Annotated in this window: 15 protein-coding genes and 1 tRNA gene; 4 read left to right on the top strand and 12 right to left on the bottom strand. The window is 64.6% G+C overall.

The annotated features are described in order from the left end of the window. Positions 1-790, bottom strand: a 790-nt coding sequence (locus A9K71_RS27365; protein WP_067003244.1) for an ISAs1 family transposase, incomplete at its 3' end; no start/stop codon positions are given. 216 nt (positions 791-1,006) lie between these two features. On the opposite strand from A9K71_RS27365, the gene A9K71_RS27360 reads away from it, so the two are divergent. Further along, positions 1,007-2,248: a D-amino acid dehydrogenase gene (locus A9K71_RS27360; protein WP_067003242.1), complete on the top strand. Its 1,242-nt coding sequence runs from the start codon at positions 1,007-1,009 to the stop codon at positions 2,246-2,248. Between the two features lie 41 nt (positions 2,249-2,289). Further along, the gene (locus A9K71_RS27355) at positions 2,290-3,159 is read left to right on the top strand and encodes an aspartate/glutamate racemase family protein (RefSeq protein WP_082980736.1); all 870 of its coding nucleotides are present in this window, start codon (positions 2,290-2,292) and stop codon (positions 3,157-3,159) included. A gap of 55 nt (positions 3,160-3,214) precedes the next feature. Here the strand turns inward: A9K71_RS27355 and A9K71_RS27350 are convergent, their stop codons facing one another. Beyond that, entirely contained in the window at positions 3,215-4,192 is a 978-nt protein-coding gene (locus A9K71_RS27350) for a polysaccharide pyruvyl transferase family protein (RefSeq protein ID WP_156752773.1), read from the bottom strand. 100 nt (positions 4,193-4,292) lie between these two features. Between A9K71_RS27350 and A9K71_RS27345 the strand changes: the two genes are divergently transcribed. Next, positions 4,293-5,075 (top strand): hypothetical protein, encoded by a 783-nt coding sequence (locus A9K71_RS27345; protein ID WP_082980735.1) that lies wholly within the window; start codon positions 4,293-4,295, stop codon positions 5,073-5,075. A 103-nt stretch (positions 5,076-5,178) separates the two neighbouring features. On the opposite strand, the gene A9K71_RS27340 is transcribed toward A9K71_RS27345, so the two are convergent. Beyond that, positions 5,179-5,994 (bottom strand): glycosyltransferase family 2 protein, encoded by an 816-nt coding sequence (locus tag A9K71_RS27340; RefSeq protein ID WP_067003237.1) that lies wholly within the window; start codon positions 5,992-5,994, stop codon positions 5,179-5,181. Between the two features lie 340 nt (positions 5,995-6,334). On the opposite strand from A9K71_RS27340, the gene A9K71_RS30955 reads away from it, so the two are divergent. Then, positions 6,335-6,517 (top strand): hypothetical protein, encoded by a 183-nt coding sequence (locus tag A9K71_RS30955; protein WP_143749609.1) that lies wholly within the window; start codon positions 6,335-6,337, stop codon positions 6,515-6,517. 36 nt (positions 6,518-6,553) lie between these two features. Here the strand turns inward: A9K71_RS30955 and A9K71_RS27335 are convergent, their stop codons facing one another. The 9 genes from A9K71_RS27335 to mepA form a co-directional block, all read right to left on the bottom strand. Then, positions 6,554-6,859, bottom strand: coding sequence for a UBP-type zinc finger domain-containing protein (locus A9K71_RS27335; RefSeq protein ID WP_067003235.1), 306 nt, complete (start codon positions 6,857-6,859; stop codon positions 6,554-6,556). Then, positions 6,859-8,544 (bottom strand): cyclic nucleotide-binding domain-containing thioredoxin-disulfide reductase, encoded by a 1,686-nt coding sequence (locus tag A9K71_RS27330; RefSeq protein WP_067003233.1) that lies wholly within the window; start codon positions 8,542-8,544, stop codon positions 6,859-6,861. Before A9K71_RS27330 ends, A9K71_RS27335 begins: the two co-directional genes overlap by 1 nt. A gap of 86 nt (positions 8,545-8,630) precedes the next feature. Further along, on the bottom strand, positions 8,631-9,350 hold the full coding sequence (locus tag A9K71_RS27325) for a hypothetical protein (RefSeq protein WP_067003231.1): 720 nt from the start codon (positions 9,348-9,350) through the stop codon (positions 8,631-8,633). A 123-nt stretch (positions 9,351-9,473) separates the two neighbouring features. Next, positions 9,474-9,558: transfer RNA gene (locus A9K71_RS27320), tRNA-Leu, on the bottom strand. Between the two features lie 396 nt (positions 9,559-9,954). Next, positions 9,955-10,575, bottom strand: a complete 621-nt coding sequence (locus A9K71_RS27315; protein WP_067003230.1) for a 2,3-bisphosphoglycerate-dependent phosphoglycerate mutase — start codon at positions 10,573-10,575, stop codon at positions 9,955-9,957. Positions 10,576-10,672: 97 nt separating this feature from the next. Then, positions 10,673-11,494 (bottom strand): 4-hydroxy-tetrahydrodipicolinate reductase, encoded by an 822-nt coding sequence (gene dapB / locus A9K71_RS27310; RefSeq protein ID WP_067003228.1) that lies wholly within the window; start codon positions 11,492-11,494, stop codon positions 10,673-10,675. Then, positions 11,491-13,350: an ABC transporter ATP-binding protein gene (locus A9K71_RS27305; protein ID WP_067003227.1), complete on the bottom strand. Its 1,860-nt coding sequence runs from the start codon at positions 13,348-13,350 to the stop codon at positions 11,491-11,493. Before A9K71_RS27305 ends, dapB begins: the two co-directional genes overlap by 4 nt. Positions 13,351-13,481: 131 nt before the next feature. Beyond that, positions 13,482-14,501 (bottom strand): glucokinase, encoded by a 1,020-nt coding sequence (locus tag A9K71_RS27300; RefSeq protein WP_067003316.1) that lies wholly within the window; start codon positions 14,499-14,501, stop codon positions 13,482-13,484. Positions 14,502-14,765: 264 nt separating this feature from the next. Beyond that, positions 14,766-15,848 carry a penicillin-insensitive murein endopeptidase gene (gene mepA, locus A9K71_RS27295; RefSeq protein ID WP_067003225.1) on the bottom strand — a complete coding sequence of 361 codons (1,083 nt, stop codon included), beginning with the start codon at positions 15,846-15,848 and terminating at the stop codon, positions 14,766-14,768. Positions 15,849-16,004: the final 156 nt, after the last annotated feature.

The following is a 16,004-nucleotide window of genomic DNA, read 5'->3' as shown; positions in this document are numbered from 1 at the left end:
CAGTGGTGCGCAGGGCCTCGACACGGCCAATGGCCTTGAGGCCGGGGAAGGCGGGCGCGTCCTTGAGCCTGGCAAGCGGCAGCACGCTGGCGCGGCGCACTTCGGTGCGGCCATGGCCGCTGTCGCGTGTTTCGAAGCCGGCGATCTCGCCCGCCGCGGCGAAGCTTTTCTCGGCCGCGGCAAACAGACGACCCCGGTTGGCCTTCAGCCCAAGGGCATAATGCGCCTTCTGCGCCAGCAGCGCCTTGGCCGTCTCGGGGCGACAATGCAAGGCGTCGGCCGTCACCGTGCAGCCCTTGAGATCCAGGCTCTTCAGCAGCGCCAGCGTCGCCGCAACCTCGTCGGAGGCCGGCGCCCGCGTTGCCGCAATCGCCAGCCGCGTCTCGGCATCCCAGGCACTGACCATCAGCGGCGGCATGAAGGCGCGGCCCTTCTCATAACCGCGCCTCAGCGCCTTGCCGTCGACGGCCACCACGCCACGCGGTGGGCCGAGCCCAAGCTCACGCCGCAATGCCGCCATGAAGGCGCTCAGCGCATCCGACAACTCCTGCGGATCAAGAAGCCGAAACACCCGGCTGAAGGTGTCGTGGCTCGGACACCCATGCTTCAGCTCGATGAACTCTTTCAGCTCCTCCTCGCGCCCCTCTGCGAACTCCGCAATATCCACACAGCTTTTGGCCCCGCACAGCGTCGCCGCCAGCGCCAGAAACAGAAGTTCAGCAAGATCATGCCGCGCGTTGATGTCGCGCGGATCGCGAACTGCTTGCAGGATCGACAAAACAAGCCGCACTCGGGCCTCCTCTGCTACGAGAAAGCCTCTCAAGAATCCTTCTTTTGCGGCTTGGCAATAGCCAATCAACTTATCTGCGATTCCCCTGCCCTCGTGGGGGAGATGGCCGGCAGGCCAGAGAGGGGCGCTGTCCCGCCGACATCTCGGTGCCTGTGCCATTGCAGACCGCAATCCACCGACTAAACTGCCTAACAACATGCGATCTCCGGAGGCGTGATGCGCGTGATCGTGTTGGGTGGCGGCGTTGTCGGCGTCACCACTGCCTATCAGCTGCAGAAGGACGGGCACGAGGTGGTCGTCCTCGAGCGCCAGAGCCAAGTCGCCGCCGAGACCAGCTGGGGCAATGCCGGCATGATCGCGCCGGGACATTCCTTCGTCTGGTCGTCGCCCAGGGCGCCATTAATCCTGTTGAAATCGCTGGTGCTCAAGGATCAGGCGCTGCGCTTCAAGCTCTCGGCCGATCCGACGCTCTACAGCTGGTCGTGGCTGTTCCTGATGGAATGCACGGCCGAGAAGGCCAGGCGCAACACGCTGCTCAAGCATCGGCTTGCCGTCTATTCGCAGAGCGTGCTGCACGAGGTGATTGCCGACGAGCAGATCGACTACGACCGCAACGGTCGCGGCATCCTCTATTTCTATCGCAGCCAGCAGGCGCTCGATAAAGGCGTCGAGCACATGCGGCTGCTGGAATCGGACGGCCAGCTGATCAAGGTGCTCGACCGCGACGCCATCGTCGCGCTCGACCCGTCGCTGGCTTCCGCGCGGGAAAAGATCGCCGGCGGCATCCATTGCCCGACCGATGAGACCGGTGACCCGGCGAAGTTCACCCGGGCGCTTGCCGCGAAGGTCGCCGAGCGCGGCGGCGAGATCCGTACCGGCACGACCATCACCGGCATCGAGACCTCGGGCGATGGCGTCACCCAGGTGCTGACCGACAAGGGCAGCGTCAAGGGCGACGCTTATGTGCTGGCGCTCGGCTCCTACAGCCCGCTGATCGCGAAGACCGTCGGTATCAGCCTGCCGATTTACCCGATCAAGGGTTATTCGCTGACCATTCCGATCGGCAACCGGCCTCGGCCGCCGACCATCGCGGCAATAGACGAGCACAATCTGGTCGCCGTGTCGCGCTTCGGCGACCGGCTGCGCGTCACCGCGACGGCGGAATTCGCCGGCTACGACACCAGCCACAAGCCGGCCGATTTCGCCTTCATGAAGGGCGTGACGCAGGAGCTTTATCCCGAGGGCGCCGACTACGACCGCGCCGAGATGTGGGCGGGCTTGAGGCCGATGACGCCGAACAATCTGCCCGAGTTCGGGCGCCGCCGCCTCAGCAACCTCTATCTCAACACCGGGCACGGCCATATCGGCTGGACCATGTCGCACGGTTCGGCCCGCATCACCGCCGACCTGATCGCCGGCCGCAAACCGGCCATCTCGATGGACGGTCTTTTGAATTGAGAGCATGATCCCGGAGGGATCGGCCAAGAAAGGGAAATGCCATGTCTGTCAGCGCGGCTGCTACCCGCCCTCAATCTTCGGGACCGGTCGATCCCAAGCCGGTCGATGCCAAGCCGGTCGATCTGGGCGTGCTTCCGTCCGAACTCGACGGCGGCCTTGCCTCGCGCGCGGCGATCGGGCTTGCGATCCTCGCCACCGACCAGACGCTGGAGCATGAGTTCCGCGCGTTGGTGCGCATTCCGGGCGTCGCCTTCTACGAGGCCCGCCTCTTCAACGACAACGACATCACCCCCGACACGCTGCGCGCCATCGGCCCGCGCATCGCGCCGACCGTCGACCTCATCCTGCCCAGCATTCCGCTCGACGTCGTCGGCTTCGGCTGCACCTCGGCCACCATGACGCTCGGCGAGGAAGCCGTCTTCGCCGAGATCAGGAAGGCGCGGCCGGGCGTCGCCTGCACCACGCCGGTGACGGGCGCGCTTGCCGCCTTCAAGGCGCTCGGCGCCAAGGGCATCGGCCTGCTGACGCCTTATGCCCCCGAGATCAACCAGGGTCTCGTCACCTATTTCACCGGACGCAGCCTCGATATCGCCGCCGTCGCTACTTTCGACCGGCGCGACGACCGCGAGGCGGCCCGCATCTCGCTCGCCTCGATCGAGGCCGCGGCCGAGCGCATGGCGGCGGCGCCCGGCGTGGAAGCGATCTTCATCTCCTGCACCAGCCTGCGCGTCGCCGAGGCGGTGGCGGAACTGGAGCAACGCATCGGCATTCCCGTCACCTCGTCCAACCACGCCATGGCCTGGCACTGCCTGCGGCTCGCCGGCATCGATGACGTCGTGCCGGCCGGCGGCCGGCTGTTCGCGTTGCCCGCTGTTCCTCCCACCCGCCGACCAGAGCCGACCGCCTTTTGACCGCCTGCCAGGAAGGCTAGCCCGTTCTTTAAGCGTTTGTGCTCGGTGCTATCCCTTATCTCCCATCAATCAGGGCCACGGCATCGGCCCGAGCCTTGGAAGACAGGTCCAAGATCGTAGCCTGCGAACTGGTGACCATCTCGATTGGCCATTCGATCAGGACCTGGCGCATCTGGCCGGCGAGCAGAGCTTCATTGGCTTCCTCGATCGAGTAAGCGAGCGGCCAGCCGATGCGGTTGAGAATCGGTTTCACCTTACCCGTTCCCTTGATCTGGTCGATGGCAATCACCGGCTTGCCTTTTGAAAGCCCATAGAGCGAGCCGTGCAGCCGCGTTGTCAGTACCAGGTCGACGGTCTCGAACTGTTGCTCGATCTTTGTTGCCTCATTCCCGGGCCTCAACACTGTGTCGATCGGCTCGGTATCGAGACCGAAGGTTTCGGCAAGTTGCAACAAAAGACGCTCAGCCTTCGCCCATTCGGTCATGCCATCGCCATAATCCCGCTGGTCGCCACGCAAGCACAGTCCAGCCTTCAGCCGCTTGCCGGGCTCGGGTACTGCGCAGGGCAGAGAACGCGAAATGGCGAGATCGAAGGATTGTCTTGATAGGCCGTCGCGCGCCAGCACGGCTTCGAAGCGGGCAGCCATCTGCCGGTGCCGGGAAATGACGCTGACGCCAACCGCGAGCTTCCTCGCTTTCCGGTGCACCGCTAGCAGGTCTACCAATTCGTCGGTCTGAACGATGGGGCCGCAGACGAACACCAGCGTTTCGATTTCGCGGCGCACGTCGAACAGGTCCCTCACCTGGCAGTGGTCCACAATGCCCAAGGCCGGATGGCTCAGAACTTGATGGTCATGGCCGGCCCGGCGTAGCGCCGCCGATAGGTTTTCTACCGCATGCAGATCGCCGACAGTCGCCCCGCCGCCGCCTTCGAAACTTCCCCACCAAACAAGCGAAATAGGCGAGGCGGCGGTGCGCCTCAGCAATCTGTGACGACGCTTAAAGGACCGGCATTTGCGGCTGAGCAACGACATACGATTGAGTTTCTCTCGAGATCAATTAAGACAGCCGCCTCCTGCAAGTCGGGAGGCGCCCCCTCTGCGTCGCATAGAGAAACACGAGAAGGCGGGCAACATGGCTGCTCCTGCAGTGAACATGCTTTGGATTGGCGACAGACTCGGTCGTGTTGAATTGCTGTCGATAGCCTCCTGGCTGGCCTGCGGACACGCCGTGCGCCTGCATGTTTACAACCCTGTTGCAAACGTGCCGGCCGAAGTCGATCTGATCGACGCCGAGCTCACTGTTCCCTTTACCAGCATGAAGCGTCTACGGCATGGGGAGACCGGCTCTTATGCGCTCGCCTCCGACTATTTCCGCTATCGGCTTCAGCTGATCGCTGGCGGACTGTGGTCCGACCTCGACGTGGTTTGCCTCAAGAAGGTGAACATTGACGGAGATTGCTTGTTCGGTCTTGAGAGCGCGACTCTCATCAACGGCGCCGTCCTTTACCTCGATGCCGGTCTGCCGATGACGGCCGAACTGGAGGGCCTCTTCTGCAACAACTACTTTCCGCCTTGGACGCGCAAGCGGGGAGCGCGCATGGCCCGGTTCAAGAACTTCATCGGCCTGCCGGTGCGACCAGCCGACCTCCCCTGGGGAACTTACGGTCCCGGTGCGATAACGGCGCTGGCCCGCAAGCATGGGCGGTTTGAGTCTGCACTGCCACGAGAAGTCTTTTATCCGCTCGATTACCGCCAAGCGCAGGCTGTCTATGATCCGGCGTTTTCGCTAGACGCGGTTCTGAGTGAGCAGACGCTGACCTTGCATCTGTGGAACGAGAAGCTGCGCGATGTAAAGCACACACCGCCACCGGCTGGTTCGCCGCTGGCACAGCTTTATACCAAGTTTGGCGTTTAAAAATGGGTCGCTTGTTGAAAACGGCCTTTAACGCGCTCCAAGCGATTGTTTTATCGTGCCCGATATCCAAGCCCTTTGGAGTCCGATCCTAGGGCAGCATTCGTCACGCCGCTTTGTTGCGAAGGCGGGCAGCCTCTATTCTATCGAGCACTACCTTCTGGTTCGTGGCAGCGCGGCTCGGATCTGCAGGCTTGTGCCAGATATGCAGCACCTCGGTCGCCCAGGTGCCGGCGCGCCGGATGATGCCCTTATCCTGCAACCGGAAAACGAAGTCGGCATCTTCATAACCCCAGCCTGTGAAGGTCTCGTCGAAGCCGCCGACCGACAGCGCATCGCTTTTCCAACAGGCGAGGTTGCAGCCCTTAATGCGCCGGAAGACGAAGGAACGATAATCCGACATCGTCCGCCAGGGCAGCCGCACGAAAAACGCAACGATCTTGGAAATGTCGCCTTTCAACCGGTGCCGCAGGATATTCCGGCGGAATGCTCGGTAGTTCCACGTCCCTGCCGCCAGCAATTGCTTGCTGAATTCCTGGCTGAGCAGAATGCGGCTGCCGGTGATGACGTAGTTCGGCTTGGCAAGCGCCCGATGCTGGGCAACGAAGTCGGGCTGCAGAATGCAGTCTCCGTCGACGAAGATCAAATAGGGGCCGCACGCCTCGCCTATCGCCTTGTTCAGGATTGCGGAACGGCGAAAGCCGATGTCTTCGTGCCAGACGTGCCTGATCGGGATCGAGGCGGAGTCGGTAAAGAGCTTGATCACATCGGCCGTGTCTTGGCGCGATCCGTCGTCAGCGATGATCACCTCGAAGCAGCGGTCGGTTTGGCAGGCGAGCGACTGGAGACTGAGCTTCAGCGCCCCTGGCCAATTGTAAGTATTGACGATCACCGAAACCGATACAGATCCGGCGGGGGTCATGAAAATACCCCAGCCGCTTCTTCGCGTTGATCAAAACTGTTTCGGATACGACTGCAACAACGCAGTCTTCCGCGCGCAAATATTGCGCGCACCGTCTCCCCAAGCATTCCCCGCACCCCACCAAGAACCCACCTCCTTTCTATTGACGTTAAACCGCCATCGTCAATGTAATTAGAATTCGCTTATTTTCGGAATATCTGATCGGCAAAGTGCCAAGGCGACTGGCCGACCAGTCGACCACCGATTGGCAGATTGGCCTGCTCGAAATCGCCGGTTAACGTTTGCGGAAAAGGTTGCTTAACGCTTCGCTACTATGTCCCGCTTCGGGAGGCAGGACAGAGTGAGCGCGATGAACGACAGCCCCGAAAAGCGCAATGAATGGCGCGCCATCTTCTACGTGCAGGCGCGTGTGGCGATCCTGTTCGTCCCGATCATCGTCAGCCTGCTGATCATCGGCGCGCTTGCCGGCAACGACCGCGATCACGACGCCATCGACAGGACCATCACCAGCTCGGTGAAGTAGGCGACCCGGCAAGAGGCTCACGGTATTCCGTGCACGCTAGACAAAGCGCGGGATCGGGCCGTTCTGCGCCGTCGTGCGGTCGCCGAGGTCGATGAACACCTCGTCGACATAGCACCAGCCCCAGCCTTCGGGCGGATCGTAGCCTTCGATGACCGGATGCTGAGTGGCGTGGAAATGCTTGGTGGCGTGGCGGTTGGGCGAGTCGTCGCAGCAACCGACATGGCCGCAGGTGCGGCAGAGCCTGAGATGCACCCACCAGGAGCCGCTCTTCAGGCATTCCTCGCAGCCGAGGGCGCTCGGCACCACATCCTTGATGTCGTCCGTATGCCTGCATTCGTCCATCACGGTCTCCTTTCGGGCTGAGCAGCACGCCCGCCGTTGCGCGCAAGATAGGCATGCAGCGCCGCCACCACCTGAGCGCCTTCGCCGACGGCGGCCGCGACACGCTTGGTCGAGCCGCAGCGCACATCGCCGATGGCGAACACGCCGCTGCGGCTCGTCTCCATCGGGCCGTGTCCCGGCGCCACATCCGGTCCGGTGCGCACGAAGCCCCTGGCGTCGAGCGCCACGTCGCAACGCGCCAGCCAGTCGGTGTTCGGGTCGGCGCCGATGAACAGGAAGAGGTGGTGGATGGTCCGCGTCGTCGCCACGCCGGTGACCCGGTTGCGCCAGCACAGCTGGTCGAGGTTGCCGTCATGGCCGTCGAGCGCCTCGACCTCGGTTTCCGTCAGCACCTCGATGTTCGGCTGCGCCACGATCCGCTCGACCAGATAGCGCGACATGGTGGCGTCAAGGCTGTCGCGCCGCGCCAACAGCGTCACCTTGCGCACCTGGCTGGCGAGAAAGACGGCCGCCTGGCCGGCCGAGTTGCCGGCGCCGACCAGCGCCACTTCCTGGTCCCGGCAGAGCCGTGCTTCGATCGGCGAGGCCCAGTAATGCACCGACGTGCCCTCGAACTGCGCGATATTGGCGATGTCGAGGCGACGGTAGCGCGCGCCGCTGGCGATCACCACCGTGCGCGCGCGCAAGGTCTCGCCGTCGCCAACGTCCAGCCGGTAGCCGGCCATGTTGTCGGCGGCGCCGAGCAATTTGGCTTCATCGGGGATCACCATCTCGACCCCGAACTTCTGCGCCTGGTTGTAGGCGCGCGCCATCAGCGCCATGCCTGTAATGCCGGTCGGAAAGCCGAGATAGTTCTCGATGCGCGAGGATGCCCCCGCCTGCCCGCCGAAGGCGCGGCAGTCGAGCACGATCGTCGACAGCCCCTCGGAGGCCGCATAGACCGCGGCCGCCAATCCTGCCGGCCCGGCGCCGACGATGGCCACGTCGTAGATCTTGCCGGCGTCGAGCGGCCGCAGCAGCCCGACGCAGCGGGCGAGATCGCTTTCGCCGGGATTGTGCAGCAGCTTGCCGTTGGGACAGAGCACGATCGGCAGATGGTGCGGATCGACATGAAAACGCTCGATCAGCGTCTTGGCGCAGGGATCGGTGTCGGAATCGAGCGCGCGGTGCGGCAGGCCGCTGCGGGTGAGGAAACCCTGCAGCCGCAGCACATCGCCATTGCCGGGACGGCCGATGACGATCGGCCCGCTGGTGCCGCTCTCGAGCAGGCCGACACGGCGCAGGATCAGCGCGCGCATGACGCGCTCGCCGAGATTCGCCTCTTGCACCATCAGATCGCGCAGCCGCTGCGAGGGGATGACGATGGCTTCGACCGGCTCGGTCGCCTCGGCATTGACGAGCGACGGCCGGCTCGAAAGCTGCGCCAGTTCGCCGATGAAATTGCCCGGACCATAGGTGATGATCGCCTCGCGCGGGCCAAGACCGCTGGCCTGCGTGATGTCGACCTTGCCCGACAGGATGACGACCAATCCGGGCGAGACCGTGCCGGCCGTCACGATATGCTCGCCGGCGCCGTAGGCTCTTGGCACGCCGAAGCGGCGCATGCGCTCGATGTCCGCATCGGCGAGCACGGGGAACATCTGGTCGCGGCGGGCGGCGATCGTAGGGCTGACGGAGGGGGCCATGACCGGACCGTAGCGTCCGCGGCAGCGGGTTTGAAGCGGTTTGTTCAGGGACTGGCCGGAAGGGCAGGTGGCCGCTACGCTGTCAGCTATCCGAGCGACCTCGCCAGCTTGCGCAGCGCCCCCTGCGGATCATCGGTGATGACGGAGCCATGCGAGACGAGGATGCGCTTGAGCGCCGGCAGGTCAGCCCATCGTCTCAATTGCGCTGCGAGTGCCGCCTTGTCGCCGACCATCGTCAGCTTGACCGGCCAGGGTATACGCGGCTCATCACCGGCAAATCCCATCATGCGCAATGCCCAGCCGGCAAAACCGGATGCGCCGCGGATGTTGCCGACGATATCATTGAGAACGAGCGTCATGCCGTTCGGTCCGTCGATTTGCAGCGCCGCTTCGCGATCACGGGTTCCGGGGACGGTGACGAGCTTGACGTCGGGATCGCCAAAGTCGCCGCGTGCCGCATCGACATGCACCGCCTTCTCGACGCTGTTGCGCGCGCCCGCCGGTGCAATCACCTGCAGGGTGGGATAGCGATCTTTCCATGGCTTTGCATCGAGCCGGTGATGGTCGTTAGGGACGATCAGGAAGGCCGGTTGGCCGAAGGCCTCGATCGCGCGCATCTGTTCGTCGTCGAGCGCGATGGCGCTGAAGATGACGAGCCGTCGGTCGCGCAATCGCACCACGGTCATGCGCCGTTTCAGGTTGCCGACCGGCATCGGTATGTCGCCGGTCACCGTCAGAATATCGTCGTCGACAGGAGAGAGCCTGCCATGCGGCAGAACCTTCCACTCCTTGAACGGCGCGGGCATCACGGAACCTCGGCTTAACAGACAAGATAGGAACGGTTTAACCCGAGACGAGTTGCAGGCACAAAAAAGCCCGGAAAATCCGGGCTTTTTGCTCATCGCGTCAGATCGTCTGAAACGGGAATTTGGTGCCCAGAAGAGGACTCGAACCTCCACTCCTTGCGGAACACGGACCTGAACCGTGCGCGTCTACCAATTCCGCCATCTGGGCTGGTGGGCGCTCATGTAAGCGGGCAAACGAAGCGTGTCAACGCGGTTTTTTCGAGGAGCTCAAGACTGACCAGAGGGCAGCTGGGGTTCATTTCAGGCACGGACGGCAATTGTCGGCGTCGCCCCCGCCCCTCATCGCCCTGCCGGGCACTTCTCCCCGTATAGGACGGGGAGAAGGGGCTGGCCGCGGCGTTGGCGTCCTCTTGAGACGCTGGCGATTGGCGAAATCGGCGGCCGGAGCTTCCCTCTCCCCGTCACTATACGGGGGAGAGGATGCCGGCAGGCAGGTGAGGGGCGCGCCGACGCTGGTCAGTTAACGACGAGACGGAATTCCGAGCTGAAGCGGTTGTCCCGAGACGGCCACCCGTTCCGAGCGGGGCCGGAACAATGGAATCCCTCACCCCTCCAGCACTTCCTTCTTTGCCACGGTGGAATCGGCGTTGAGCTTGTAGATCACCGGCACGCCGGTGCCGAGCTCCAGCTTGACGATCTCTTCGCCCGACTTGCCGTCCAGCGCCATGATCAGCGCCCGCAGCGAATTGCCGTGCGCGGCGACCAGCACCGTCTCGCCGCGCAGCACATGCGGCTGCACGTCGTGCAGGTAATAGGGCCAGACACGCGCGCCGGTGTCCTTCAGGCTTTCGCCGCCGGGAGGCGATACGTCGTAGGAGCGGCGCCAGATATGCACCTGCTCCTCGCCCCACTTCTTGCGCGCGTCGTCCTTGTTGAGGCCGGAGAGATCGCCATAGTCGCGTTCGTTGAGCGCCTGGTCGCGGACGGTCTCGAGCTTGCTTTGGCCGACCACGTCGAGAATGTGCTGGCAGGTCTTCTGCGCCCGCTTCAGCGCCGAGGTGTAAGCGATGTCGAATTTCAGCCCGCGCGCCTTGAGCTTCTCGCCGGCGGCAAGCGCCTCCGCATTTCCCTGGTCGGTGAGGTCGACATCGCGCCAGCCGGTGAACAGGTTCTTCAGGTTCCATTCGCTCTGGCCGTGGCGCACGAGCACGAGAGTTCCCGACATGTTTGCTCCTGATACGTGGTTGGATTTGAGCAATTCCAGGAAAAGTGTGTAGCGGTTTTCAGCCCGGAATTGCGGAAGAAAAGCAGAAAAAACCGCCTCAGCCCAGGCCGAGCACGTCCCGCATGGAATAGAGGCCCGGCTTCTTGCCTCGGCCCCAGAGCGCCGCCTTGACCGCGCCGCGGGCAAAGATCGCCCGGTCCTCGGCCTGGTGGGCGAGCGTGATGCGCTCGCCGGTGCCGGCCAGGATCACGCTGTGCTCGCCGACCACCGACCCGCCGCGCAAGCTGGCGAAGCCGATCGTGCCGGGTTTGCGGACGCCGGTATGGCCGTCGCGCACACGCACGCTGTTGACATTGAGCGCGATCTCTCGGCCTTTGGCCGCCGCTTCGCCGAGCAGCAGCGCCGTACCGGACGGCGCGTCGACCTTGTGCCTGTGGTGCATCTCCAGGATCTCGATGTCGAAATCCTGCGCATCGAGCGCGCGCGCCGCCTGCTCCACCAGCACCGCCAAAAGATTGACGCCGAGGCTCATATTGCCGGATTTGATGATGGTCGCGTGGCGCGCCGCCGCGGCGATCTTCGCATCGTCATCGGCCGAACAGCCGGTCGTGCCGATGACATGGACGATGCGCGCCTGCGCGGCATAGCCGGCGAATTCGACGGTTGCGCCGGGGGCCGTGAAATCGAGCACGCCGTCGGCCTTGGCGAAGGCCGGCAGCGGGTCGTCGGCGATCGGTACATTGATGGTGCCGATGCCGGCGAGCTCGCCGGCATCCTTGCCGAGATGCGGCGAGTCCGGCCGCTCGACGGCACCGGCAACCCGCGCGCCGGGAATGGAGTGGATGGCACGGATCAGCGTCTGACCCATCCGGCCGGCGGCGCCCACCACCACCAGGCCCATATCGCCCGTTTCGCTCATGCGCTTCTCCCGACGGTCTTCTTCGCGCGCGTGCGCGGCAGAGGAGTTTGGGTCGGCTTGGCGTCATCGACAAGCCCCAGCCCCTTCTTGCCCTGCACCCGGTGGAAGCGGGCATAGACGCTGTGGGGGTCGGCCATCAACGAGGCGTGTGTGCCTTCCTCGACCAGCCGCCCCTCTTCCAGCACGATGATGCGGTCGGCATTGACCACGGTCGACAGCCGATGCGCGATGACGATGGTGGTGCGGCCTTCCATGACATGGGTGAGCGCTTCCTGGACGCGCGCTTCGGCCTCGTTGTCGAGCGCCGAGGTCGCCTCGTCGAGCAGCAGGATCGGCGCTTGGCGCACGATTGCGCGGGCGATCGAGACGCGCTGGCGCTGGCCGCCGGACAGCGTCGAGCCGCCTTCGCCGACCGGCGTGTCGTAGCCTTGCGGCTGCTGGCGGATGAACTCGTCGGCGGCGGCCTGTTTCGCCGCCTGCTCGATCTCCGCGTCGGTGGCCGAGAGCCGGCCGTAGCGAATGTTGTCGCGGATCGTGCCTTCGAAGAGATACGGCGCCTGCGAGACATAGGCGATCGATTGGCGCAGCGACCGCTTCGTCACCTTCGAGATGTCCTGGCCGTCCACCTCGATGCTGCCCTCGTCGACGTCATAGAAGCGCTGCAAGAGCGCCACCAGCGTCGACTTGCCGGCGCCCGAAGCGCCGACGATCGCCGTCACCTTGCCGGCGGCGGCGGTAAAGCTCAGATCCCTCAGCACCGGCATGTCGGCGCTATAGCCGAACGTCACATTGTTGAAGGTCACTTCGCCGGAAATGATCTTCGCTTCGGCGGCGTCGGGCGCGTCGCTTTGTTTCGGCTCGAGGTCGAGCAATTCATAGATCATGCGCGCGTTGACCAGCGCGCGTTCCATCGCCACCTGCATGCGCGCCAGCCGCCGCGCCGGATCATAGGCCAAGATCAGCGCGGTGATGAAGGAAAACACCGCGCCCGGCGGCTGACCGAGATACAATGCCCGATAGCCGGAATAAGCGATGACGGCGGTCACGGCGAGGCCGGCCAGCATGTCCGAAATCGGCGACAGCCGTTCCGAGACGCGGGCAATCTTGTTGCTGCGCTGTTCGGCCGTGTCGGCCATGATGCCGATGCGGCGCGCCAGCTCGTCCTCCAGGGTGAAGGCCTTGACGATGGCGATGCCTTGGGTGGCCTCCTGCACCGACCCGCTCAGCCGAGAATTGATCAGCACGGATTCCCGATTGATCTTGCGCACCCGGCGCGTGATGTAGACGACGGCCCAGATCAGCGGCGGCCCGATCAGCAGCGAGCTCAGCGACAACACCGGATCCTGGTAGACCATGAGGCCGACGAGGCCGACCAGGGTCACCGCGTCGCGGGTGATCGAAATCAAAGTCAGCGACAGCAGATCGCGGATGCCGCCGATATTCTCGTCCAGCTGCGCCGCCAAGCGGCCGGAGCGCGTGTCGTTAAAGAAATTGACGCCGAGCCGCATCAGATGGTCGAAGGTGCGCTTCTGGTAGCGGGCGACGAGATTGTTGCCGATCGTGGCCAACGCCACCGCCTGGCCGTAGCCGGCAAAACCGCGCACGAGGAAGGCGCCCATGAAACCGGCGCAGATCCATACCACGGCGTCGCCGCGCCGTTCGTAGAAGATTTCGTTGACCATCGGCGCCATGACCCAGGCCGAGAAGGCAGTCGCGCCCGAAACCAGCAGCGAGCAAACGATGGCGACGACATAGGACCAGCGATGGTCGTGGCCGTTCTCAGCGATGATACGGCGCAGCACCGCCGTGACCTCGCCGGGCCGGGCCTTTAGCTTGTTTGGATTTTGAAATGTCAAATCGGCAGCGCTTCGTGGGTTCTCGTCAAAGGTCAGGGAGCATTTCGGCACCCTCTTATCGCTCCGGCTACGGCTTGCCTATGGCGAAACTTCGTCGCGGTGGCCGATTGCCATCCCGCACCCGGGCGCGCTCATGCCCGCCAGTGCCGTCCGGCGGTCTGAACGCCGAACAGCGACGGAGTTCTGGCATAGGCGGCCAGCCCGAGAAGCGCCGCCAGCGGGTGGGTGATGACATAGACCGGCATCGTGCGCATCAGCGCGCTGTGCGGCGCCTTGTCCTCGAACGCGGCGCGGAAATTGCCGGCTTTCAATGCCGGCACGATTTTTTGCGCGATGCCGCCGGTCAGGAACACGCCGCCGCGGCTCATGAACACCAGCGCGAGATCGCCCGCGGTGCGGCCCAGGCAGGTGACGAACAGTTCCAGCGCTTCCTGTGCCACCGGATCGGATTTGGCGAGCGCGGCCGCCGTAACCTCCGCCGGCGTCGTGAAAGGCGTCGGCTTTGCGTCGGCCCTGGCCACCGCGCGATAGACATTGACCAGTCCGCGGCCGCACAGGATCTGCTCGCCGGAGATGCGACCCTCGAGCTTTTCGATATGCGGAAACACTTCGAAGTCGCGCGGCGTGCGCGGGCCGATATCCATATGCCCGCCCTCGCCCGGCACCGGTATCCAGCGGCGAAGCGCGTAGATCAGCCCCGCGACGCCGAGCCCCGTCCCCGGGCCGAGCACGACCCGGCCGGCATTCGGCTCCGGCGTCCCGCCGCCGATCTTTTCCATATGCTCTTCGCCCAGCGCCACCACCGCCAGCGCCTGCGCCTCGAAATCGTTGAGCACGACGATCTCGCTCAAGCCCAGATTGGCAAACATCTGGTGCGGCTTGACCACCCAGGGGCAGTTGGTCAGCCGGATCTCGTCGCCGTCGACCGGCCCGGCCACCGCCAGCACCGCCGAATGCGGCTGGATCGACGAGCGGTCGAGCACCGCCGCCTGGATCGCCTCGTCGATGGTCTTGAAATTGGCCGTCTGGACGATTTGCGGCTCGGTCGCTTCCGAATTGGCGTCGAGCACGATCGAGAAACGCGCATTGGTGCCGCCGATATCGCCGATCAGGACCGGAAACCGCAGCGCTGTATCGTCTTCGCCAACCATGCTCTTTGTCCCGTTCGTTCCCGCTCCGTCGCTGACTAGCGCATGGTCCTGCAAAGGGAAAGCGGCTTCGGTGCCTATCTCGAGCGTCGGCGCCGCCCCTCACCTGCCTGTCGGCATCCTCTCCCCGTCAGTGACGGGGAGAGGGGCACTGTCGCCAACGGTTTCGCCAATCGCCAGCTTCGCAAGAAGAAAGCCCGCATTGCGGCAGCCAGGCGGATGTGGGGCGCCGCCGGCCTCGACCATCTGGACGCCGTGGCGCGGCCCTCAGTTCCCCGGCCTTGGCCGGGGCACTGGAATGCCGATTTTGGGCGTCGGCGCAAAAGAGCTCGCCGCCGCCGGCAGCGTCGCCGCATCGCTGGAGATCGTCTCCGCCGGCTCGGTCGCTTTCGATTTGGCCGCCGCCACCGCTGCCGCGCCGCCGCCCTGATAGGTAACGGCTTCCAGAGAAGGCGCGTCCGGCGCTGCAAGCACCGCCTGGCACTCCTTCGGCAAATTGGCCATCGTCATCAGATCGCGCGCTTTCGGCGCATCCGGGTTCTTGTTGGGCCGCCACGGCTCCTCGGTGAACCACCAGGCAAGCGGTTTGCCGCAGCCGTCATCGGCCGGCGTCGCCTCCTGCCCCTTGCAGCCGGGCGAGCCCGCCTGGCAGCCGATGCGCATGTGGAAATGATAGTCATGGCCCCAGAACGGGCGGATCTTGCGCAGCCAGGAGCGGTCGCCGGTGACCGTGTCGCAAAGTTTCTTCTTGATGCCCGGATTGACCAGGATGCGCTCGACCTCCGGGTAGCTCGCCGCGCGCTTCAAAAGCCGCGTATGCGCCGGCGTCCACAGCGCGTCCTTCACCAGATGCGTCTTCTCGTCGACCATCAGCGTCGCGCTCATGCTCTCGCGCTGCGCCATGGTCAGCGGGCGCCGCGGCATCGGCGTCAGCCAGATGTCGGCATCGAGGCCGATCTGGTGCGAGGCGTGGCCGGTCGTCATCGGGCCGCCACGCGGCTGCGAGACATCGCCGACCAGCAGCCCCGGCCAGCCATCCGCCTGGGCGTCTCGCGCGAGCTTCTCGATCAGCGCAATCATCGCCGGATGGCCCCAGCGGCGGTTTCGCGAGGGGCGCATCACCTCCCAGCTCGGCCCGTCCACCGGCAAGGCGACGCCGCCGGCGAAGCAGCCTCTTGAGTAAAAGCCGAAGGATTGCGCTTGCGCCACCGCCGGCAGCTTCTTGGCGCCGAACAGGTCTTTTGCGCGCGGTTCGGCCGAGATCGCGGCCGCCGCCAGCCCGGCTAAGGTCACCAGGGCAAGCGCGGCGGTCAGGAACGGCTTCCTGTCGGGCAGCGGTCGCAACGTCATCAGGTCGGGTCCCCTCTCCAGTGGCACGACGCAATCTCAGGCGGCATGCTAAAACATGTCTCCCGAAAGTGGGACCCGGTTTCGGGACAAAGACATGCATAAATCAAACCTTGGCGACGCAGTTCAGGCGCGAATCATATCACGCCAATGCACGTC

It is taken from the genome of Mesorhizobium sp. WSM3873, assembly GCF_001672445.1.
Lineage (GTDB): Bacteria > Pseudomonadota > Alphaproteobacteria > Rhizobiales > Rhizobiaceae > Mesorhizobium.
This window is presented reverse-complemented; position numbering and strand designations above follow the sequence as displayed.